Origin of the sequence: Niveispirillum sp. BGYR6 (assembly GCF_027568365.1) — a bacterium.
Classification (GTDB): Bacteria; Pseudomonadota; Alphaproteobacteria; order Azospirillales; family Azospirillaceae; genus Niveispirillum.
The window spans coordinates 1-20,136 of record NZ_JANLNL010000007.1 but is presented as its reverse complement, the minus strand read 5'-3'; the positions used below and the strand labels follow the sequence as shown (position 1 = coordinate 20,136).

Genomic DNA, 20,136 nt, shown 5'->3' with positions numbered 1-20,136 from the left:
ATGAGGAACAGCAATGCCGGATAATGTCGTGATGGAGGGAACCCTGGCCCAGGCCGCAGCCCCCGCCACCATCCGCAATGACTGGACACGGGAACAGGTGGCCGACCTGTTCGCCATGCCCTTCATGGACCTGCTGTTCAAGGCCCAGACCCTGCACCGGCAATACTTTGATGCCAATGAGGTGCAAATCTCCACCCTGCTGTCGATCAAGACCGGCGGTTGCCCGGAAGATTGCGGCTATTGCCCGCAGAGCGCCAGCTTCGATACCGGCCTGAAGGCTTCCAAGCTGATGGAAGTGGAAAAGGTGCTGGAAGAAGCCCGCGCCGCCAAGGAGCGCGGGGCCAGCCGCTTCTGCATGGGTGCCGCCTGGCGTTCGCCCAAGGACCGCGACCTGGATACGGTCTGCGCCATGATTGAGGGCGTGAAGTCGCTGGGCATGGAAAGCTGCGTCACCCTGGGCATGTTGCGCCCGGAACAGGCGACGAAGCTGAAAGAGGCGGGGCTGGATTATTATAATCACAACCTCGACACCTCGCCGGAGCACTATAACAACATCATCACCACCCGCACCTATCAGGAGCGGCTGGACACGCTGGATAATGTCCGCAATGCCGGCATCAATGTCTGCTGCGGCGGCATTCTGGGCCTGGGCGAAGACCGGGAAGACCGGGTGGGCCTGATCCAGACCCTGGCCAGCCTGCCCAAGCACCCGGAAAGCGTGCCGATCAACCTGCTGGTCAAGGTCAAGGGCACCTCCCTGGACAAGGCCGAAGAGGTCGACCCGATTGAGTTCGTGCGCACCATTGCGGTCGCCCGCATCACCATGCCCTCCAGCGCCGTCCGCCTGTCGGCCGGGCGGGAGGATATGAGCGATGAGATGCAGGCGCTTTGCTTCCTGGCCGGCGCCAATTCCATCTTCTATGGCGAGCGGCTGCTGACCACCGTGAACCCGGCACAGGAACGCGACATGAAGCTGTTCGACCGGCTGGGTCTGCGCCCGATGCAGGTGGAAGTGCGCGAATGAGCGATGCGCCCGGCTGGCTGACGGAAGGGCTAGGGCATATCTGGTTGCCCTATACCCAGATGCGCACAGCCGGCCCGCCCCTGCCCGTCACCGCCACCCACGGCACGCGCCTGCGGCTGGCGGACGGGCGGGAGCTGGTGGATGGCATTGCCTCCTGGTGGACGGCCTGCCACGGCTATAACCACCCGCATCTGCTGGCGGCCCTGCAAACCCAGGCGGCAGCGATGCCGCATGTCATGTTCGGCGGGCTGGGGCATGAACCGGCCTATCGGCTGGCCACCCGGCTGGCGGGGCTGCTGCCGGGCGATCTGACGCGGGTGTTCCTGGCGGAATCCGGTTCGGTATCGGTGGAAGTCGCCATGAAAATGGCGGTGCAGTACTGGCTGAACAAGGGGGAGCGGGGGCGCCACAAGATCCTGGCCTTCACCGGCTGCTATCACGGCGACACCATCGCCACCATGGCCGTCTGCGACCCGGAAGAGGGGATGCACGCCAAGTTCCGCGGCCTGCTGCCCGAACATCCCGTACTGCCCCTGCCGCGTGACGCGGAAAGCCTGGAGACGCTGGACCAGTTCCTGGCCCAGCAGGGCCACCGCATCGCCGCCATGCTGGTGGAACCGCTGGTGCAGGGTGCCGGCGGGATGCTGTTCCATGATTTGGCCGTGCTGCAGCGGCTGCGGGAACTAGCCGACCGTTACGGCATCCTGCTGATTTTCGATGAGATTTTTACCGGTTTCGGCCGCACCGGCAGCCTGTTCGCGTGCGAGGCGGCCGGCGTGGTGCCGGATATCGTCACCCTGTCCAAGGCGCTGACCGGCGGTGTTCTGCCCCTGTCCGCCGCCATTGCCAGCGCGCGGGTGTTCGATGCCTTCTGGTCGGAAGAGCCCAGCGCCGCCCTGATGCATGGCCCCACCTATATGGGCCATGCGCTGGCCTGCGCGGTGGCCAATGCCTCGCTGGACCTGTTCGAGACGGAACCGCGCCTGCAACAGGTGGCCACCATCTCCGCCGCCTTGTGCCGGGGGCTGGAACCCTGCCGCGACATGCCGGCGGTGGCCGATGTGCGCGTGCTGGGCGCCATTGGCGTGGTGGAACTGAAACAGGCCCCGGCGGACCTGCGCGGGTTGAAGGAAAAGCTGGTGGAACAGGGTGTGTGGATAAGGCCTTTTGGCCGCATTCTCTATCTGACGCCCGCCTTCACCATCGGGGAAGATGATCTGGAACGGCTGATGGCGGCCATCCGCAGCGTGACGGCGGGTTTGCCGGGATGAGTGGCCTGTTGGATGAACGGGCCGCCACCGTTCTGGACGGCCTGTCCGCCGCCAGCCGCCGCCGTACTTTGCGGCCGCTGGTGCGGGACGGGGTGCGGCTGCAATTGCCGGATGGGCGCTGGCTGATTGACGCGGCATCGAATGATTATCTGGGGCTGGCGCACGATCCCCGCGTGGCCGCCCGCGCCGCCGATTATGCGGCCAGGCACGGGGCGGGGTCGGCGGCGTCCCGGCTGGTGGCCGGTACGCTGGCCATTCACCGCGATGTCGAGGAAAAGCTGGCCGCTTTTCTGGGGGTGGAGGCGGTGCTGCTGCTGGGCACCGGCTTTCAGGCCAATGCCACCTTGCTGCCGGCGCTGGCGGAACTGCTGGGGCCGGGAACGGAACTGCTGGTGGACCGGCTGGCCCATGCCAGCCTGATCCAGGGCAGTTTCGGGGCCGGGCTGAAGGCCAAGCGCTTTCGCCATAATGACCTGTCGCATCTGGAAAGCCTGCTGCGGGAAAGGGCCGGGGCGGCCCCGCCGCTGGTGGTGACGGAATCCGTCTTCTCCATGGATGGTGACCGCTGCGACCTGCCGGCCCTGTTGGATTTGTGTGACCGGTTCGGCGCCCCGCTTTACCTGGACGAGGCCCATGCGGTGGGCGTGCTGGGGCCGGGCGGACGCGGGCTGTCGGCGGGCTTACCGGGCCGGGTCGCCATCACCATGGGTACGTTCGGCAAGGCGTTCGGCGGGTTTGGTGCCTATGTCGCCGGCTCGCGCCAGTTGATTGATTACCTGATCAACCGCTGCGGCGGCTTCATCTATACCACCGCCCTGCCCCCCGCCGTGCTGGGTGCGCTGGATGCGGCCCTGGACCTGATGCCGGCGCTGGAGGGCGCGCGGGGTCGGCTGGCCGGGATGGGCGCACAGGTGCGTGCTGCCGTCACCACCGCCGGCTATGATGTACTGGACAGCAGCACCCAGATCATCCCGCTGGTGGCCGGTGATGATGCGGCGGCCCTGGCCCTGGCGGCAAAGCTGGAACAGGCGGGATATCTGGTGGTGGCGATCCGGCCGCCCACCGTCCCCCCCGTCACCGCCCGCCTGCGTATCAGCCTGTCCAGCGCCCTGTCGGATGCCGACATTGCCGGCCTGCTGGCCGCCATCGCTGCCCTGCCCAGGGGGCCGCTAGGATGAAGAATGGCAAGGGGATGGGGCATGTGGGGCGCGAAGGCTTCCACTTCTCTACCGTCACCCCGGCGCAGGCCGGGGTCCAGGTTCGTGGAGCGAGGCGCCTGTGGCCCCTGGACCCCGGCCGCAGCATGGGTGACGGTCAAGGTGGGCGAGCCCGATGGAAAATGGCAGTGGAGCCGTACCGGTGAGCAACCCCCTTTTCCTGCTGGCCCATGGCTGGGCTGGGGCCCCCGGCATCTGGACGGAACTGGTGGGCCATCTGCAGGATGCCGGCATCCCGGCGGAGGATATCCGGCACTGGGATCAGGGCTATTTCGGCGCGGCCGATGAACCCGTGCTGCCCCCCGGCCGGCCCGTCATCGGTATCGGCCATTCGCTGGGGGCGGCCCTGTTGCTGGGGCGGGCTGGGCTGGCGGGGTTGCTGGCAATCAATGGCTTCAGCCGCTTCACGGCCCAGGCGGATTTCCCCGCGGGCACCCCACCCCGCCTGCTGGCCCAGATGCGCCGCCGCTTTGCCGCCGATCCTGCCGCCGTGCTGGCGGATTTCACCGCCCGCGCCGGCCTGCCCCTGCCCAGCGGGGCGGCGGACAACGACCGGCTGGGCCAGGGGCTGCAATGGCTGGCGGAGATCGACCACCGTACAGCCCCCCTGCCCCCGCATTTCCATACGCTGGCCGGGCGGGATGACCCGATTGTCACACAAGCACATAGCGAAGCCTGCTTCCCCAACCGGGTGGAATGGCTGCCGGGCGGGCACGCCCTGCCCCTGACGGCGGCACCGGCCTGTGCTGCCGCCGCCCTGAATCTCGCCGCTTCATGCTGAGCCCGGCCGACAAGCGCGCCGTGGCGCGGCAGTTTGGCCGCGCCGCCGCCTCCTATGATGCCAATGCCCGTATCCAGGCCCAGGTGGCGGGGGAGCTGGCAGCCCTGCTGCCCGGCCTGGACCTGCCCGCCGGGGCGCGGGTGCTGGAAATTGGCTGCGGTACCGGGCTGCTGACGCGCCGGGCCTTGCCACTGTTGCCCGATATCGGCCAATGGCTGGCCAGCGACCTTTCCCCCGCCATGGCCGCCCGTTGCCGCATCGCCTGCGGCGGTGATCCGCGCCTGCGCTTCGCCGCCATGGATGGGGAGGCCCCGGCCTTGGCCCCCGGCAGCGTCGATCTGGTCTGTTCCAGCCTGGCTCTGCAATGGTTCGCCGATCCGGCGGCTTCCTTGGCAGCCTGGCGCCGGTTGCTGCGCCCCGGCGGGCGGCTGCTGGTGGCCACGCTGGCCGATGGCACCTTCCAGGAATGGCAGGCCGCCCTGGCGGCTGCGGGGGCCGGGCCGGTTGGGCTTTCCTATCCGTCATTGTCCGCGATGCGCGGCTGGCTGCCCGGCCTTACCGTCACCAGCCACGCACTGGTGGAAACCCATCCCGATTCGCGGCATTTCCTGCTGGGCTTGCGCGATATCGGCGCCGGTTTTGCCGCCCGTCGGCTGGATGCGGCCCGGCTGCGGCGGGCCATGCGGGCGCTGGAAGCGGCGGGACCGGTACAGATCACCTATCAGCTGGCCATTCTGCGGGCAGCGACGGAATGCCACCCATGAGCGGGGCAGACTAAACAGCCGCCTCATGTCATGATACTAAGAGTAATTATTAGTGACTCTTGGTTTGGGGGCGGAATAATGGCGGATCAGACAATGGCGGGGTTCTATTTCCCCGACAGTTCGCCAACGCATGGATCGGGGGCTGCCCGGCTGTCAGCCGGGCCGCTCTCCTCGCGGATGTTTTCCATCGCCTGTGTGGTGGCCCTGCATCTGGCAGTGGGCAGCCTGATCGTCATGCAGCACCGGGAAGTGCCGTTCCTGCCGGAAGAGCCCCTGCATGTCTCCCTGGTGGAGGAGGTGGTTGAACCGCCACCGCCCCCACCCCCGCCGCCCCCGCCCACCCTGCAAATGACGCCGCCACCGGCCCCGCAACTGGCCATGCCCGTGATTCCAGTCCCGGTGGTGGTGCCCCCCAATGCCCGCCCCATGGCCGCCACCCCGCAGCCGCCGGTGGAAACGATACAGGGGCCGCCGGTGCCGCCGCCCCCACCGGTGAAGGCCGTCGCCGGCCCGCCGCCGGATTATGCCGCCACCCTGGTGATGACCCTGCAGCGGGCCAAGCAATATCCCCTGGCCGCCCGCAAGCAGCGCCAGGAAGGGGTGGCCTATGTCCGTTTCGTGATGAACCGGGCCGGCAATATCCTGAGCGTCAAGCTGGAACGGTCCAGCGGTTTCCCGCTGCTGGATGAGGAGGCGGTGGCCTTGTTCGGCCGCGTCAGTGCCCTGCCGCCCCTGCCGGCGGAATTGCCGGACCCGATGGAAATGGTCATCCCCATCGATTTCAGCATGTCTCAGGGTGGCCGGCACCGCCACTGACCGCCATCAGGGGCGGGGCTGCGCCCGCCACGCCCCCGGCGCCAGCCCCGTCCATTTGCGAAAGGCCCGCTGAAAGGCGCTGGGTTCGGCAAAGCCCAGCATGGCGGCAACCTCGGCGATGGACTGGGCGGGGTCGGCCAGGGCGGCCATGGCCAGTTCCTGGCGCAACTTGTCTTTCATATCCTGGAAAGGCCGCCCCTCCTGCCGCAGGCCGCGCCGCAAGGTGGCGGGGGAGCAGCGCAGCTGCTGCGCCACCCTCTCAAAATCCGGCCAGTCCGTCGGCGGGCACTGGCGCAGCAGGCTGCGCACCCGTTGGCTGTAGCTGTCCGGGTTTTTATATTTCACCAGAAAACTGTCCGGCGCCTGGTTGAGGAAGCTGCGGGCCGAGCGTTCATCCTGCTGCACCGGCAGGGAGAGCAGTTTGGCGTCAAAACGCAGCCGGGTTGCCGGCTGGTTGAAGCGCAGGGTGGAACTGTAGAGCAGGAAATATTCATCCACCTGCGGCGGCTCACCATAGGCGAAATCCGCCGCCAGGATGGGGATGCGCTGGCGCACCAGCCAGCAGGCCACGCCATGGATATAAACCAGCAGGGTTTCATAGGCGAAGATCGGCAGCGGCCGCGCCGGGTCCAGCGGCCGCACCTCCAGCCAGGCCGTGCCATCGCCATGGCAGAGCGCCACATGCACATCATCGAATAAGGCGCGATAGCCATGGGTCAGCCGCTGCAAGGCGCGGCCCAGATTGCGGGCCCCCACCGCCAGCAAGCAGAGCATACTGAAACTGCCCAGCTTCATCCGGCGGCGATCCATGCCGAAAAACTCATCATCCAGCAACTGCGCCACCTCCCGCAGCAGGATGCCATAGGCCGATACCGGCACACGTGCTGCTGGATCGGCCAGCAATGCGGGATCAATCCCGGCCTTGCGCAGCAGCGGTTCCAACGCCACCCCCTTGGCGGCAGCACAATCGGCAATACCCTGAACGAAATGGATGGAGACACTATCCTTATCCATGGCGGCGGGCTTCCTGCGTGGATGACAAAAACGATCACATTGAATGATCGTTTCGGCTCTACCCGAGCGGTTCGATCATGTCTAGACTTGCCGCCAAAGGGGTGCCGTCTGAACGCCCCCCACATCCGGTAGAGGAAACGCCCCCCATGGCCACCGATCCCATTGTCATTGCCGCCGCCGCCCGTACCGCCATGGGCGGCATGATGGGCGACCTGTCCGCTCTGACCGCCGCCCAGCTGGGGGCGGCCGCCATCAGCGCCGCCCTGGCACGCTCCGGCCTGCCCGGCGATGCGGTGGGAGAGGTGGTCATGGGTAACGTGCTGCAGGCCGGCCAGGGCCAAGCACCGGGCCGCCAAGCCGCCTTGGGTGCCGGCCTGCCGCAATCCGTCCCCTGCACCACCCTGAACAAGATGTGCGGCAGCGGCATGAAGGCCACCATGGCCATCCATGATGGCATCCTGGCCGGCAGCATTGATATCGGCATCGCGGCGGGGATGGAGAGCATGTCGAATGCGCCCTATCTGCTGGACCGGGCGCGCGGTGGCTATCGTTACGGTCATGCCACGATGTACGATCATATGGCGCTGGACGGGCTGGAAGATGCCTATGACCGCGGCCGCGCCATGGGCACCTTTGCCGAGGATACGGCCAGCCATTACCAGTTCACCCGCCAGATGCAGGATGATTACGCGCTGGAAAGCCTGCGCCGTGCCAAGGCGGCGGTGGATGAAGGCAAGTTCGCAGGCGAAATCACCGGGGTCACGGTGAAAACCCGTTCCGGCGAGGTGCTGGTGGACAAGGATGAACAGCCCGGCAAGGGCCGCCCGGACAAGATCCCCACCCTGAAGCCAGCCTTCGCCAAGGATGGCACGGTGACGGCGGCCAATAGCAGTTCCATCAGCGATGGGGCCGCCGCCCTGGTGCTGATGCGGGCGTCAGAGGCGGAAAAGCGCGGCATCACCCCGCTGGCCCGCATTGTCGGCCATGCCAGCCACGCCCAGGCCCCCGCCTGGTTCACCACCGCCCCGGTGGGGGCGATGCAGAAGCTGTTCGCCAAGACCGGCTGGCAGGCCGGCGATGTTGACCTGTTTGAGATCAACGAGGCCTTTGCCATCGTCGCCATGGCGGCGATGCGCGACCTGGACCTGCCCCATGACAAGGTGAATGTGCATGGCGGGGCCTGCGCCCTGGGCCACCCGATCGGCGCATCGGGTGCCCGCATCCTGGTAACGCTGCTGGCAGCCCTGGAACGCTATGGCCTGCGGCGCGGTGTGGCCTCGCTCTGCATCGGCGGTGGCGAAGCCACGGCCATGGCCGTGGAACGGATGGGCTGATCCGATGATCCTTTCCGAAGAACAGGCGATGGTGCGCGAGATGGCGCGCCAGTTCGCCCGCGAAAGGCTGGCCCCTGGGGCGGCGGAACGCGACCGTACCGGTGCCTTCCCCGCCGCCGAACTGGCGGAGATGGGGGAACTGGGCCTGCTGGGCATGGTGGTGCCGGAGGAGTGGGGTGGGGCCGGGGCGGATGCCATCGCCTATGCCCTGGCGATTGAGGAAATCGCCGCCGGCGATGGCGCCATCTCCACCATCATGAGCGTGCATAATTCAGTCGGCTGTGCGCCGATCCTGAAATTCGGCACCATGGCGCAGAAGGAACGCTTCCTGCGCCCGATGGCGGCGGGGCAGATGCTGGGCGCCTTCTGCCTGACCGAACCGCAGGCGGGTTCCGATGCCTCGGCCTTGAAAACCCGCGCGGTGCGCGATGGCGACCATTATGTGCTGAACGGCGCCAAGCAGTTCATCACCAATGGCCAACATGCCGGCGTGGCGCTGGTCTTCGCCATCACCGACCCGGCGGCCGGTAAGAAGGGGATGTCCGCCTTCCTGGTGCCGACCGACACAGCCGGTTATCAGGTGGCACGGCTGGAGGATAAGCTGGGCCAGCGCTGTTCCGATACGGCCCAGATCGTGCTGGACGATGTGCGGGTACCGGCAGACCTGATGCTGGGCGAACCGGGCCAGGGCTATCGCATCGCGCTGGCCAATCTGGAAGGCGGGCGCATCGGCATTGCTGCCCAGTCGGTCGGCATGGCCCAGGCGGCATTTGAGGCGGCGCGCGATTACGCCCGTGACCGGGTTTCCATGGGCGTGCCCATCATCGAGCATCAGGCGGTGGCCTTCCGGCTGGCCGACATGGCCACCCGGATTGAGGCGGCGCGCCAATTGGTGCTGCACGCCGCCAGCCTGCGCGGGGCCGGCCAGCCCTGCCTGAAAGAGGCATCGATGGCCAAGCTGTTTGCCTCTGAAATGGCGGAGCGCGTCTGTTCCGACGCCATCCAGACCTTTGGCGGCTATGGCTATGTCAATGATTTCCCGGTCGAACGCATCTACCGCGACGTCCGCGTCTGCCAGATTTATGAGGGTACCAGCGATATCCAACGTCTGGTCATCGCCCGCAATCTTTGAATTTTGAATCGAACCTGAGAGACATCTCATGAAACTCCTGGTCGCCGTAAAGCGCGTTGTTGATTACAACGTGAAGGTCCGCGTGAAGCCCGACGAGAGCGGTGTCGAGCTTGCGAATGTGAAGATGTCGATGAACCCGTTCGACGAGATCGCGGTTGAAGAGGCGGTTCGCCTGAAGGAAGCCGGCAAGGCGACGGAGATTGTGGTTGTCTCCATCGGCCCGGCGGGCGCGCAGGAGACGATCCGCACCGGTCTGGCCATGGGTGGCGACCGGGGCATTCTGGTGCAGACCGACGCGGAGGTGCAGCCGCTGGCGGTCGCCAAGCTGCTGAAGGCCGTGGTGGCCAAGGAAGCGCCCGATCTGGTGATTCTGGGCAAGCAGGCCATTGATGATGATGCCAACCAGACCGGTCAGGCGCTGGCGGCCCTGCTGGGCTGGGGCCAGGGCACGTTTGCCTCCAAGGTGGCGCCGGCCGATGGCAAGGTTGCGGTGACGCGCGAAATCGATGGCGGTCTGGAGACGGTGGAACTGAAGCTGCCGGCGGTGGTGACCACCGACCTGCGCCTGAACGAGCCGCGCTATGCCTCCCTGCCCAACATCATGAAGGCGAAGAAGAAGCCGATCGAGGTGCTGGCGCCGGACGCGCTGGGCGTGGATATCACCCCGCGCCTGACCACGCTGAAAGTGACCGAACCGCCCAAGCGCAAGGGCGGCATCAAGGTCGCCAGCGTGGACGAGCTGGTTGCCAAGCTGCGCGATGAAGCGCGCGTGATCTGAGCCTGCTGTAACGCCTGACGGTTTTGTGGGCGGTTGTTTTCTGGCTGTGGAGGGTTCCACCCCGCTTTTCAAAATCTCTCCCGTCACCCCGGCGCAGGCCGGGGTGACGGTTGAGAGAGACGAGAGCGAGGCAACAAATCTTCCCCGTCGATGCCAGAACTACCGCCGCAAAGCCGCTCCCCCCGATTGAGGAGACACCCATCATGAGCATTCTGGTAATCGCCGAACCCACGAGCGGCGCTGTGAAGAAGCCGACGCTGACCACCCTGGGGGCGGCGGCGAAGATTGGCGGGGAAACCCATGTGCTGGTGGCCGGCCAGGGCGTGGCTGACGCCGGTGCAGCCGCCGCCAAGGCCGCCGGTGTGGCCAAGGCGCTGGTGGCCGATGCCGCCGAATATGCCCAGCCGCTGGCCGAGAACTTTGCCCCGCTGGTGGTGGCGGCCGTGAAGGCCGGTGGCTATGGCCATGTGCTGTTCCCGGCCACCACCTTCGGCAAGAATCTGGCCCCGCGCGTGGCGGCCTTGCTGGATGTGCAGCAGATCAGCGAGATCAGCGGCGTGGTGTCGCCCGACACGTTCGAACGCCCGATCTATGCCGGCAATGCCATTGCCACGGTGAAGTCAGCCGACGCCATCAAGGTGATCACCGTGCGCGGCACAGCGTTTGAGGCGGCGGCAGAGACGGGCGGTGCCGGTGTGGTGGAAACGCTCGCCGCCACCGGTGATGCCGGCCTGTCGGCTTTCGTGTCCGCCGAACTGACCAAGTCCGAACGGCCGGAACTGACGGCGGCGCGGGTGATCGTCTCCGGCGGTCGTGGGATGCAGTCGGGCGAGAATTTCCCGCTGCTGGACGCGCTGGCCGACAAGCTGGGCGCGGCCGTGGGCGCATCCCGCGCGGCGGTGGATGCCGGTTTCGTGCCCAACGATTATCAGGTCGGCCAGACCGGCAAGATCGTGGCGCCGGAACTGTACATCGCCGTCGGTATCTCCGGCGCCATCCAGCATCTGGCCGGCATGAAGGACAGCAAGGTCATTGTCGCCATCAACAAGGATGAAGAGGCGCCGATGTTCCAGGTGGCCGATTACGGCATCGTCGGCGATCTGTTCAAGATCGTCCCGGAACTGACCGCCGCATTGGCAAAGTAAGGACCATGGACAGCAAAAGCGCGGGGCCGTCACAACCCCGCGCTTTTTTATTCAACCCGCTGAAAGCGGCTTACTTCTCCACAAACGCCTTTTCGATCACGTAATCGCCGGGCGTGTGGGCGGCCCCTTCCTTGAAGCCGCGTTCCTGCAGCAGCTCCACCGTCTCCGCCAACACGGCCGGGCCGCCGCAGATCATCACCCGGTCGGTTTCCGGGTTCAGCGGGGCGGCCTTGATATCCTCAAACAGCTTGTGATTGCGGATCAGGTCGGTGATGCGGCCTTGGTTGCGGAAAGCCTCACGGGTCACCGTGGGGTAATAGGTCAGCTTTTCCTTGAGCTGTTCGCCAAAGAACTCATTATTCGGCAGCTCGTTGGTGATCAGGTCGTGATAGGCCAGTTCCCCCACCTCGCGGCAGGTATGGGTCAGGATCAGACGGTCATATTGTTCATAAAGTTCCGGATCGCGGATCAAGCTCATGAACGGGGCAAGCCCGGTGCCGGTGGAGAACATGTAAAGGTTCTTGCCGGGCTTCAGGCTGCTGGTCACCAGCGTGCCCACCGACTTGCGGCCATGAATCACCGTGTCGCCCACCTGGATATGCTGCAGGCGGCTGGTCAGCGGGCCGTTGGGCACCTTGATCGACAGGAACTCCAGATGTTCTTCGTAATTCGGGCTGACGATGGAATAGGCGCGGGTCAGCGGCTTGCCATCGACCATCAGCCCGATCATCACGAAATGCCCGTTCTCAAACCGGAAGGCCGGGTCGCGCGTGCAGGTGAAGCTGAACAGCGTGTCGGTCCAATGGTGGACGGACAGCACCTTGCCTTCGATGAACGCGCTCATAACTCGACTTCCTTCAATCCGGCGGGTGGGGTCATGGGCGATGACAGAGTCCCGGCACCCTGATGCGATGCACTATCAGCTAAAATACATAGGCGTTGCGTTCAACAGCCTATTTCACATCAGAATGTGCAGCATGTGCATGGCTGCTGTGACGCCCAACAGCAGCATTAACGTATATGATAATCATTATCAATGAAATTTCGTTGATTTTCCTCGATTTTTTGCTCAAATGGGAAACTCTATATTTAACGTAGGGATATTGGAGAAATAATATTTCACCTCGACAAGCGGCGCTGCACATCCCAAACCATTGGCTATGCCGCGACTGCGGTAAGGGAGGGATGGGTTACCATGGCGTTGCGTGGTTTTCCGGTGACATTGCCCCTGGAGGGGCAGCCGGTACTGGTGGTAGGGGGTGGTGAACTGGCGCTGCGCAAGGCGCGGCTGGTTGCCAAATCCGCCTGCCGCCTGACCATCGTAGCCCGTAACCCCTTGCCGGCTTTGGTCGCCCTGGCTTCTGAAATTCGTGAGCGGGATTTCACACCGGCTGATCTGGAAAATCACCGGCTGGTCTTCGCTGCCACCGATGATGAGGCGGTGGATATGTCGGTGGCCGAAGCAGCGCACAAGGCCGGCGTGCTGGTCAATGTGCCGGACAAGCCGCGACTCTGCAGCTTCATCATGCCGGCCATCATTGACCGCGAACCGATCAGCATCGCCATCACCAGCGGCGGGGCCAGCCCGGTGCTGGTGCGCCGCCTGCGCGAACGGCTGGAAGCCGCCCTGGAACCGGGCCTGGGCAAGTTCGCCCGCTTCCTGGACGGGTTCCGCAGTGCCGTGAAGGCCACCCGTGATGATGAAACCGCCCGCCGCCGCTTCTGGGAAGCGGTGATTGACGGGCCGGTGGCCAAATCCTTCCTGGCGGGGGACGAAAAGGCCGCCCATGAAAAGCTGATGCTGGCGCTGAACGATGCCCAGTTCGGCCAGCAGGCCGGCGGGCGCGTGGCGCTGGTCGGTGCCGGCCCCGGCGACCCGGACCTGTTGACCCTGCGCGCGCTGCGCGTGCTGCAGGATGCCGATGTGGTGGTGCATGACAAGCTGGTGGATGAGCGGATCATGGATTATGTCCGCCGCGACGCCCGCCGCCACTATGTCGGCAAATCCAAATCCCATCACACGATGAGCCAGGAGGCCATCAACCAGTTGCTGGTGGCCGAGGCCAAGGCCGGCCACCGCGTCGTGCGGCTGAAGGGGGGCGACCCCTTCATGTTCGGGCGCGGCGGGGAGGAGCTGGAGGTGCTGCGCGCCGAAGGCATTCCGGTGGAAATCGTGCCCGGCATCACGGCAGCGCTCGGCTGCGGAGCATCGACCACCATCCCCGTCACCCATCGCGACCATGCGCCGGGCGTCACCTTTGTGACCGGCCATGGCAAGGATGGCGAACCGGATTTGGATTGGCAGGCGCTGGCCCGGCTGCGCCATACGCTGGTGATCTATATGGGGCTGACGGCAGCGGGTGCCATTGCCCGCCGGCTGGTGGAAGCCGGCATGGCTGGCGATACCCCGGCGGCCCTGGTGGAAAAGGGCACGCGCCCCGACCAGAAGCTGGTGGTGGGCACGTTGGAAGCCCTGCCCGATCTGGCGGCCGCCCACGGGCTGACCGGTCCCGCCATCATCATTGTCGGGTCCGTCGTCACGCTGGCCGACCCCGCCCGCATCACTGAACTTGTCCCGGCGCATCTGCGCCAAGCCGTCTGACGAAAGCAGCAGGAAGGTCGATCCCCAAATGTTGGTCAAAGCCAAGGGTGCCCAGCAATCCATCACCGGCAGCCGTCTGATCGACGGCGTGGCCGTCTGGCTGGGTGCGGGCAATCAGTGGGTGGAGCGTGTGGCCGATGCCGCCATTTTCGAAGGCGAGGCCATTGCCCAGGCGCTGGATACCGCCAAGGCGGACGAGAAGCGGCAGATCGTCGTCGATGTCTATCCGCTGGATGTGGAAGCCACAGCCGATGGCACCCGCCCGCTGCATATCCGCGAACGCATGAAGGCCATCGGCCCCAGCGTGCGCCGTGACCTGGGCAAGCAGGTCACCGGCCCCACGCCCGCCCTTTGATCCATGACCGGTAACCTAGGCTTCACCCCCATGCCTGACACGACCGTGACCAGCCCCCGCAGCAATCAGCCGGCAGACGCGCACGCCGCCGTTTACCGTTATGACGAGTTCGACAAGACCTTCATCTTTGAGCGGGTGGAGCAGTTCCGCGCCCAGGTGGAACGCCGCCTGAAGGGTGAGATCACGGAGGAAGAGTTCAAGCCGATCCGGCTGATGAACGGGCTCTACCTTCAGCTTCACGCCTATATGCTGCGGGTTGCCGTGCCCTATGGCATGTTGGACAGCACCAAGCTGCGCCGTCTGGCCCGCATTGCGCGCGTCTATGACAAGGGCTATGGCCACCTGACCACCCGGCAGAACATCCAGTTCAACTGGCCGGAACTGAAGGACATTCCCGCCATCCTGCATGAGCTGGCGGAAGTGGATATGCACGCCATCCAGACCAGCGGCAACTGCATCCGCAATGTCACCACCGACCAGTTCTGCGGTGCGGCGGCGGATGAGCTGGTGGACCCGCGCGTCTATGCCGAAATTCTGCGGCAATGGTCCACGCTGCACCCGGAATTCACCTATCTGCCGCGTAAGTTCAAGATCGCCATTTCCGGCGCGCCGAACGACCGCGCCGCCGTGCAGATCCATGATGTTGGCCTGATCGCCAAGAAGAATGAAGCCGGCGAGATCGGCTTCACCGTCTATGTCGGCGGCGGGCTGGGCCGCACGCCCTATCTGGCGACCAAGGCGCGCGACTTTGTGCCGGTGCCGGAAATCCTGGGCTATCTGGAAGCGGTGCTGCGCACCTATAACCAGCTGGGCCGGCGCGATAATATCTACAAGGCGCGCATCAAGATCACCGTCAATGAGATGGGGCCGGAAAAGTTCATCGGCCTGATCGAAGAGGAATATGCCCGCCTGCCCCGGCAGAAATATTATCTCGACCCCGCCATTGTCGCGGCGATCGAACAGCATTTCACCTCCCCGCCGTGGGAAAGCCTGCCGGCGGTATCGGAGAAGTTTGAGGCGGCCAAGGCGGCCGATCCGGCCTTTGCCCGCTGGACCCGCAGCAACCTGAGCGCCCACCGGGCACCGGGCTATGCCATCGCCACCATCAGCGTGAAGCCCATCGGCGGCATCCCCGGCGATATTGAGGCGGACCAGATGGAAGTGGTGGCCGATCTGGCCGAACGCTACAGCTTTGGCGAGTTGCGCGTCAGCCACGAGCAGAATCTGGTGCTGGCCCATGTCAAACAGGATGACCTGTATGATCTGTGGCTGGGCCTGGACAAGGTGGGGTTGGGCACGGCCAATGCCGGCTTGATCTCCGACATCATTGCCTGCCCCGGCCTGGATTATTGCGCCCTGGCCAATACCCGCTCCATCCCCATCGCGCAGGAAATTTCCGAGCGCTTTGCCGATCTGGACCGCCAGCATGATCTGGGTGAACTGAAGATCAAGATCAGCGGCTGCATCAATGCCTGCGGCCATCACCATGTCGGCCATATCGGCATTCTGGGTGTGGACAAGAAGGGCGAGGAATTCTTCCAGATTCTGCTGGGTGGCGATGCCACCAACACCGCCGCCCTGGCGGAGATTGTCGGCCCCGGCTTCTCCTATGACGAGATCGTCAATGCGGTGGAAACCGTGGTGACCACCTTTGTCGGCCTGCGTCAGCCGGGGGAACGTTTCATCGACACCTTGGCCCGTACCGGCCACGCCCCGTTCAAGGAGGCCCTCTATGCCCGTGCTTGATCATGGCCGCGAGATTGAAGACCGTTGGACCGATCTGGCCGATGATGCGGCCCTTCCCGCCGATGGTGGGGTGATCGTTTCCCTGGACCGCTGGCGGGCGGAGCGTGACGCGCTGATCGCGCGCGGCCAGCCGGTGGGGGTGCGGCTGAAATCCAATCAGTTGGCCACGGAACTGGCGGACGATCTGGCCCATCTGGGCGTGGTGACCGTGGAGTTCCCCAAATTCCGCGATGGCCGCGCCTTTTCCGCCGCGCGGGAACTGCGGGAGCGGTTTGGCTACAAGGGCGAAATCCGCGCCTTCGGCCACATCATCCCCGACCAGTACCAGTTCCTGACCCGGTTGGGTGTGGATACGGTGGTGGTGCCGGCCGATCGCGTCGGCCCCGCCTGGGCCCATGCGCTGACGGAGATTTCCATCGCCTATCAGCCGGGCCTGCAGGATCACGGCACCGTCTCCCTGCTGCGCCGGCATCTGAAGGCAGAGGTAGAGGGATGAGCATGAAAGCGCTGGCCGCGAAGGCGCGCGATTTGACCGCCGCCTATGGCCATCTGGAAGGCGAGGCGCTGCTGCGCCCGCTGATCGAAGAGGTTTTCAAGGGCAAGCTGGCGCTGGTGTCGTCCTTCGGGACGGAATCGGCGGTGCTGCTGCACCAGATCGCGCAGATCGACCCGTCGCTGCCGGTGCTGTTCGTCAATACCCGCAAGCTGTTCGGGGAGACGCTGCGGTATCGCCGCACCCTGGAACAGCGCCTGGGCCTGACCGGCATCCGCGAATTGTCGCCGACGCCGGAGGCGGAGGCGACACATGACAAGGATGGCGTGCTGTGGCGGGCCGATAACCTGGCCTGCTGCGATTTTCGCAAGGTGAAGGTGCTGGATGCGGGTTTGGCCCCGTTCGATGCCTGGATCACCGGCCGCAAGCGCTATCAGGCCAGCACCCGCATCGAACTGCCCTTGTTTGAGGCGGCGGATGGCCGGATCAAGATCAACCCGCTGGCCGGTTGGGACCGGGCGGATGTGGAAGACTATCTGGACCGGTACGACCTGCCCCGGCATCCGCTGGAGGAGGATGGTTATCCTTCCATCGGCTGTATGCCCTGTACCGACCGGGTCGCCCCCGGTGAAGATATTCGAGCCGGCCGCTGGCGCGGCCAGGAAAAGACGGAATGCGGAATCCACCTGCCGCTTTCGCCGATAAACAGCTAAGGGGTGGGAGCCTCCAAATGAGCAGCCTCGACCAACAGCATCTCGACCATCTCGACCAACTGGAAGCCCAGAGCATCTATATCCTGCGCGAGGCGCGCGTGCGCCTGAAGCGGCTGGGTCTGCTCTGGTCGCTGGGCAAGGACAGCAATGTCCTGATCTGGCTGTGCCGCAAGGCCTTCTTAGGCGAGCTTCCCTTCCCGGTGGCGCACCTGGATACCGGTCTGGAATTCCCCGAATCTTACGAATTCCGTGATCGCTACACCCAGGAATGGGGCCTGAACCTGATCAAGGATGAGTGCCCGCCGATTGAGATGACCGACCCGACCCTGCCGCCCGGCACCCGTGTGGCCGCGCGCAAATCGCTGGGTCTGGCGGCTGCGCTGGAGAAGTACCAGTTTGACGGGCTGATCACCGGCATCCGCCGTGATGAACAGGCCACCCGTGCCAAGGAACGCATTTTCAGCCCCCGCGGGCTGGATGGTTCCTGGCAGGCGGCCAACCAGCCGCCGGAATTCTGGGACCAGTTCACCATTGAACGCGCACCCGGCACCCATATGCGCGTGCATCCGCTGCTGGCCTGGACCGAACTGGATGTCTGGCGCTACATCCAGCGGGAAGAAATCCCCCTGGTGCCGCTCTATTTCGCCAAGGATGGCAAGCGCTTCCGCTCGCTGGGTGAAATCGGCATCACCTTCCCGGTGGACAGCAACGCCAGCACCATCGAGGAAATCATCGAGGAACTGGAGAATACCCGCACGCCCGAACGCGCCGGCCGGTCCATGGACCATGAGGCCGAAGACGCCTTCGAACGCCTGCGCACCACCGGTTACCTGTAAGCCTTCGCGGAAAAGAGCAAGATCATGGCAACCGCCGCTACCTTGGCCGCCCCACGCGCCGAAGCACCGATCCTGGCCCCGCGTAAGGCCCAGGCCCCCTATCCGATCGTGATTGTCGGCCATGTCGACCATGGCAAATCCACCCTGATCGGCCGTTTGCTGCATGATACGGACAGCCTGCCGGAAGGCCGTCTGGCCGAGTTGCAGAAGGTTTCCAGCCAGCGCGGGCTGGAACTGGAATGGTCCTTCCTGCTGGACGCCTTGCAGATCGAACGTGACCAGGGCATCACCCTGGATACCACGCGCATCTGGTTCAAGACGGCCAAGCGCCCCTATGTCATCATCGATGCGCCGGGCCACCGCGAATTCCTGCGCAACATGGTGACGGGTGCCTCGGGTGCCGATGCCGCCGTGCTGGTGACAGATGCCGAACGCGGCGTGTCGGAACAGACCCGCCGCCATGCCTATCTGCTGTCACTGCTGGGCGTCACCAAGGTCATCATCGCCGTCAACAAGATGGACCTGATGGGCCATGCGGAGGCGGCGTGGCAAGCCGTGAAGGACGAAGTTTCAGCCTATCTCGCCAAGCTGGGGATGCAGCCGCTGCACGTCATCCCGCTGTCGGCACGCCATGGCGACAATATCGCCACGCGCAGCCAGCAGATGGGCTGGTATCAGGGGCCGACCCTGCTGGAAGCGCTGGATTTGCTGACCCCGCCGGCAGGCCGGGCCGACGCCACCTTCCGGATGCCGATCCAGGACGTGTATCGCCGCGGCGACCGCCGTATGGCGGTGGGCCGGATCGAGACGGGCCGTATCCGCTTAGGCGACAAGGTGGAAATCGCGCCCACCGGCCAGCCGGCCACGGTGGCCAGCATTGATACCGGTCGCGGCGATGGCGAACAGTTCGCCCGCGCCGGCCAGTCCGCCGCCATCTCCTTCATTGAAGATGCGGCCCTGGCGCGTGGCCAGATCATCGCGCCCGCCGGCCATATGCCGCATCTGGCGCTGGCGCTGCGCGTGCGGGCCTTCTGGCTGGACAGCGAACCGCTGGTCGTCGGTTCCCGCCTGACCCTGCGCCTGACCACGGCCGAACATGCCGTGGTGGTGGAGAAGTTCGAACGCATCGTCGATGTGGAAAACCTCAACGATGCCGACACCCAGGAGTTGGGCCAGGGCGGTATTGCGGAGATTGTGCTGCGCAGTGCGGCCCCCATCGCCTTTGACCCCCATACCGATCTGCCGATCACCGGCCGTGCGGGTCTGGCCCGTGGCACCCGCATCGTCGGCGGGGCCGTCGTGCTGGGGGCGGCGGAGAATGCCGCCAGCGTCAAGGGCCCGGTGACGGCGGTTGACAGCTCCGTCGACCGTGCGGCGTTTGAGGCGCGCAACGGCCATCGCGGTGGTGTGCTGTGGCTGTCCGGCCTGTCGGGTGCCGGCAAGTCCACCGTGGCCATGGGGGCGCAGCGTCGTCTGTTTGATGATGGCTGGCGCGTGCTGGTGCTGGATGGCGACAATCTGCGCAAGGGCCTGAACAAGGATCTGGGCTTCAGCCCCGCCGAACGGCTGGAAAATGTCCGCCGCGTGGCCGAAGTGGCCAAGCTGATGGCGGAAAATGGCAGCGTCGTGCTGGTCAGCCTGATCTCCCCCACCGCTGAGTTGCGCGAACTGGCGCGCACCATCATCGGTGACGGGTTCCATGAAGTGTGGGTGAAGGCCGACGTCAACACCTGCGCCCAGCGTGACCCCAAGGGCCTTTACGCCGCCGCCCGCGACGGCAAGATCGCCCAGTTCACCGGCGTGTCCGCCCCGTTCGAGGCCCCGACCAGTCCCGATCTGGTGCTGGATACGGCGGAATTCGACATCCCCACCACCACCGAACTGCTGATCGCCCATATCCGCCGCAACCTGGCCCTGGACCAGGCCGACGGTCACGCTGTGGGTATCTGAGCAGTAATATTCAGGCAAAAGGGGCGGCCGGCACAGGCCGCCCCTCAGACTGCTGACAAACCCCGTCGAAATTCGGCGGGGTTTTGTTTTTGGTGATTTCAGGCGGCGATTGGTGTTTTGGGTGAGCCGATGAGGATGGCGGCGCGAATGAGGCGGCAGATTGCG

Annotated in this window: 19 protein-coding genes; 17 read left to right on the top strand and 2 right to left on the bottom strand. The window is 65.3% G+C overall.

All coding sequences use genetic code 11. The features are described 5' to 3' along the window. Window positions 1–13 precede the first annotated feature (13 nt). The 6 genes from bioB (at window position 14) to PCJ49_RS15265 (ending at window position 5,873) form a co-directional block, all read left to right on the top strand. Window positions 14–1,024, top strand: a complete 1,011-nt coding sequence (bioB, locus tag PCJ49_RS15290; protein WP_269911677.1) for a biotin synthase BioB — start codon at window positions 14–16, stop codon at window positions 1,022–1,024. Continuing rightward, window positions 1,021–2,295, top strand: a complete 1,275-nt coding sequence (locus tag PCJ49_RS15285; RefSeq protein ID WP_269911676.1) for an adenosylmethionine--8-amino-7-oxononanoate transaminase — start codon at window positions 1,021–1,023, stop codon at window positions 2,293–2,295. The genes bioB and PCJ49_RS15285 overlap by 4 nt, the downstream gene beginning before the upstream one ends. Next, window positions 2,292–3,473, top strand: coding sequence for an 8-amino-7-oxononanoate synthase (locus PCJ49_RS15280; RefSeq protein WP_269911675.1), 1,182 nt, complete (start codon window positions 2,292–2,294; stop codon window positions 3,471–3,473). The genes PCJ49_RS15285 and PCJ49_RS15280 overlap by 4 nt, the downstream gene beginning before the upstream one ends. 181 nt (window positions 3,474–3,654) lie before the next feature. Beyond that, on the top strand, window positions 3,655–4,293 hold the full coding sequence (locus PCJ49_RS15275; protein ID WP_269911674.1) for a hypothetical protein: 639 nt from the start codon (window positions 3,655–3,657) through the stop codon (window positions 4,291–4,293). Further along, window positions 4,287–5,057, top strand: a complete 771-nt coding sequence (locus tag PCJ49_RS15270; RefSeq protein ID WP_269911673.1) for a methyltransferase domain-containing protein — start codon at window positions 4,287–4,289, stop codon at window positions 5,055–5,057. Before PCJ49_RS15275 ends, PCJ49_RS15270 begins: the two co-directional genes overlap by 7 nt. A 78-nt stretch (window positions 5,058–5,135) precedes the next feature. Continuing rightward, window positions 5,136–5,873 carry an energy transducer TonB gene (locus PCJ49_RS15265; protein ID WP_269911672.1) on the top strand — a complete coding sequence of 246 codons (738 nt, stop codon included), beginning with the start codon at window positions 5,136–5,138 and terminating at the stop codon, window positions 5,871–5,873. A 6-nt stretch (window positions 5,874–5,879) separates the two neighbouring features. Here PCJ49_RS15265 and PCJ49_RS15260 read toward each other — a convergent pair whose 3' ends face one another. Further along, complete coding sequence (locus tag PCJ49_RS15260; protein WP_269911671.1) at window positions 5,880–6,887, bottom strand: AraC family transcriptional regulator; 1,008 nt, start codon at window positions 6,885–6,887, stop codon at window positions 5,880–5,882. A gap of 146 nt (window positions 6,888–7,033) precedes the next feature. Here PCJ49_RS15260 and PCJ49_RS15255 point away from each other — a divergent pair, with 146 nt between their 5' ends. From PCJ49_RS15255 to PCJ49_RS15240, 4 genes are all read left to right on the top strand, one after another. Next, on the top strand, window positions 7,034–8,221 hold the full coding sequence (locus tag PCJ49_RS15255; RefSeq protein ID WP_269911670.1) for an acetyl-CoA C-acyltransferase: 1,188 nt from the start codon (window positions 7,034–7,036) through the stop codon (window positions 8,219–8,221). 4 nt (window positions 8,222–8,225) lie between these two features. Continuing rightward, window positions 8,226–9,353: an acyl-CoA dehydrogenase family protein gene (locus PCJ49_RS15250; protein WP_269911669.1), complete on the top strand. Its 1,128-nt coding sequence runs from the start codon at window positions 8,226–8,228 to the stop codon at window positions 9,351–9,353. Between the two features lie 28 nt (window positions 9,354–9,381). Further along, the gene (locus PCJ49_RS15245) at window positions 9,382–10,131 is read left to right on the top strand and encodes an electron transfer flavoprotein subunit beta/FixA family protein (protein WP_089285958.1); all 750 of its coding nucleotides are present in this window, start codon (window positions 9,382–9,384) and stop codon (window positions 10,129–10,131) included. 203 nt (window positions 10,132–10,334) lie between these two features. Continuing rightward, complete coding sequence (locus tag PCJ49_RS15240) at window positions 10,335–11,276, top strand: FAD-binding protein (protein ID WP_269911668.1); 942 nt, start codon at window positions 10,335–10,337, stop codon at window positions 11,274–11,276. 70 nt (window positions 11,277–11,346) lie between these two features. On the opposite strand, the gene PCJ49_RS15235 is transcribed toward PCJ49_RS15240, so the two are convergent. Further along, the gene (locus tag PCJ49_RS15235) at window positions 11,347–12,120 is read right to left on the bottom strand and encodes a ferredoxin--NADP reductase (RefSeq protein WP_089288280.1); all 774 of its coding nucleotides are present in this window, start codon (window positions 12,118–12,120) and stop codon (window positions 11,347–11,349) included. Between the two features lie 351 nt (window positions 12,121–12,471). On the opposite strand from PCJ49_RS15235, the gene cysG reads away from it, so the two are divergent. The 7 genes from cysG to cysC are packed head-to-tail and all read left to right on the top strand — an operon-like array spanning window position 12,472 to window position 19,971. Beyond that, window positions 12,472–13,878: a siroheme synthase CysG gene (cysG, locus tag PCJ49_RS15230; protein ID WP_269911667.1), complete on the top strand. Its 1,407-nt coding sequence runs from the start codon at window positions 12,472–12,474 to the stop codon at window positions 13,876–13,878. Window positions 13,879–13,906: 28 nt separating this feature from the next. Further along, a complete protein-coding gene (locus PCJ49_RS15225) occupies window positions 13,907–14,233 on the top strand; it encodes a DUF2849 domain-containing protein (RefSeq protein WP_089288279.1) in 327 nt (108 codons plus the stop codon). A 30-nt stretch (window positions 14,234–14,263) separates the two neighbouring features. Then, complete coding sequence (locus PCJ49_RS15220) at window positions 14,264–15,979, top strand: nitrite/sulfite reductase (protein WP_269911666.1); 1,716 nt, start codon at window positions 14,264–14,266, stop codon at window positions 15,977–15,979. Beyond that, window positions 15,966–16,475 (top strand): DUF934 domain-containing protein, encoded by a 510-nt coding sequence (locus PCJ49_RS15215; RefSeq protein WP_269911665.1) that lies wholly within the window; start codon window positions 15,966–15,968, stop codon window positions 16,473–16,475. The genes PCJ49_RS15220 and PCJ49_RS15215 overlap by 14 nt, the downstream gene beginning before the upstream one ends. Beyond that, window positions 16,472–17,185, top strand: a complete 714-nt coding sequence (locus tag PCJ49_RS15210) for a phosphoadenylyl-sulfate reductase (protein WP_347710438.1) — start codon at window positions 16,472–16,474, stop codon at window positions 17,183–17,185. Before PCJ49_RS15215 ends, PCJ49_RS15210 begins: the two co-directional genes overlap by 4 nt. Before the next feature lie 17 nt (window positions 17,186–17,202). After that, on the top strand, window positions 17,203–18,021 hold the full coding sequence (gene cysD / locus PCJ49_RS15205; protein ID WP_269911664.1) for a sulfate adenylyltransferase subunit CysD: 819 nt from the start codon (window positions 17,203–17,205) through the stop codon (window positions 18,019–18,021). 24 nt (window positions 18,022–18,045) lie between these two features. Next, window positions 18,046–19,971 carry an adenylyl-sulfate kinase gene (gene cysC, locus PCJ49_RS15200; protein WP_269911663.1) on the top strand — a complete coding sequence of 642 codons (1,926 nt, stop codon included), beginning with the start codon at window positions 18,046–18,048 and terminating at the stop codon, window positions 19,969–19,971. The last annotated feature ends 165 nt before the right edge of the window (window positions 19,972–20,136 follow it).